General features: G+C 57.7%; 3 protein-coding genes. 1 reads left to right on the top strand and 2 read right to left on the bottom strand.

The annotated features are described in order from the left end of the window. Both Q0288_RS16295 and Q0288_RS16290 read right to left on the bottom strand, forming a co-directional pair. Positions 1–242: hypothetical protein (locus Q0288_RS16295; protein ID WP_299432827.1), on the bottom strand; the 242-nt coding region annotated here is incomplete at its 3' end. A gap of 6 nt (positions 243–248) precedes the next feature. Further along, the gene (locus Q0288_RS16290; RefSeq protein WP_299432824.1) at positions 249–677 is read right to left on the bottom strand and encodes a hypothetical protein; all 429 of its coding nucleotides are present in this window, start codon (positions 675–677) and stop codon (positions 249–251) included. A gap of 22 nt (positions 678–699) precedes the next feature. On the opposite strand from Q0288_RS16290, the gene Q0288_RS16285 reads away from it, so the two are divergent. Next, the coding region (locus Q0288_RS16285; RefSeq protein WP_299432821.1) for a M3 family metallopeptidase at positions 700–1,451 on the top strand (752 nt) is incomplete at its 3' end.

The raw sequence follows: 1,451 nt of genomic DNA, 5'->3' as shown, positions 1-1,451 counted from the left end.
TTCCGATCTCCGGTCTCGTACCAGTTGAACATCAGGTAGGCCAGCGGCCCCAGGAACAAGGTCAGCCAGAACCAGGGGCTGTGGCGAACCTCTCGGAAGAGCAGCCCGACCCCACCGACCACCATCAGGTAGCCGGTCAGATACCACGCCTCCACCGCGTACACCGACATGCTGAGGAGAGCCAGCAGCAGGGTCAAATCCCTTGTTTCAACCTTATGTATCCACCTGAGTAGCTTGCTCACAACGACCTACTTCGTGGGGCAGGCGGCCTCGGCCTCATAGCGCCGCTCGAAACGCACCCCTTGGGCTTCCGGCACGAAACTCCCCTCCCAGTACGCCAGCACCACCGCTCCCTTGGAATCCGGCAGGCAAGCTGCCGATTCCGCAATGCGACCCAGCAACTCGCGGCTGGGCATGACCCTGAAGCGCAAGAGCGCTTGGCGGTATCGTTCCGCAAACTGCGGTACTGACTCCCCGCTATCCCTGAAGCGGGCCTGCACCGAGCGGAGGTTGATGTCGTTAGCGGTAGAGAACATCCCGTAACCACCTGCCCGCCAGGGCGAGAGGTCGTGGGTTTTGGCGAGATAGAACTGCATCAGACCCAACAGCAGCACGATCACCGCCGGGGTTAACGCCAGCAGCAAGTCTCTTGGTTCTTTTGTCCACCGATCCCACACTGCATCAGGGTATATTCGATTGGTGGGATGGCGCGAAGAATCTGAACAATTGGAGCGGGAGTTGCTGGATTTACGGGCACGGATTCAGGCCGCTACGCCATTTGAGCAGTGGTTCGAGCCGTTCAGCGAGTTGTGCAAGCGCGAGCGCGATCTGTACTTCAGCCTGTTCTGGCCCACCATGCTGGACACTACGGACGAGGAGGCCAAAGCCCAGTATCAGCAGTTGGTCTCAGGCATTTTTCCAACCCTCGAGCGGCTCGTCTCGGAGTGTCTCGAAGCCGCCCTAAATCACCCCGACCTTCCATCGGATCAGCGTTACCAGCGAGTCATCCGCATCTGGCAGAGTCAGAAACAACCCGTCACCTCTGAAATTGCCGACCTGCTCGGTAAAGAACAGAAGCAGGTTAGTGAGTACCGAAGGCTGGTAGGGCAACTAAGAGTAGAAACAGCGGAGGGTCGAGTCAGCTTAGGAGAAAGTCTCAGTCTGAGAAAGCGCAGTACCGACCCCGCCGAGCGCGAACGCCTGTGGCGTTTGGAAGTAGCAGCCCGTAAGGAGATAGAAGGGCAGGTGGACGAAATTAGCCTCGAGCTGATCCGCACTCGGCAGGAGATTGCACGCAAGAGCGGTTTCGCCAGCTATACGGGATATGTATTTAACCGTGAGCGGCGCTTTGATTACAGCCCACAAGAACTGCTTGATACCATCCGCAACATTCGTAAAATATGTAGACCCTTGGTGAAGGAATTCATGGCCTTCAAGTCCCGCATCCTGGA

This window comes from uncultured Meiothermus sp. (genome assembly GCF_937863175.1).
Classification (GTDB): Bacteria; Deinococcota; Deinococci; order Deinococcales; family Thermaceae; genus Meiothermus.
Note: the sequence above shows the minus strand (reverse complement) of the source record. Positions and strands in the feature narration are given on the sequence as shown.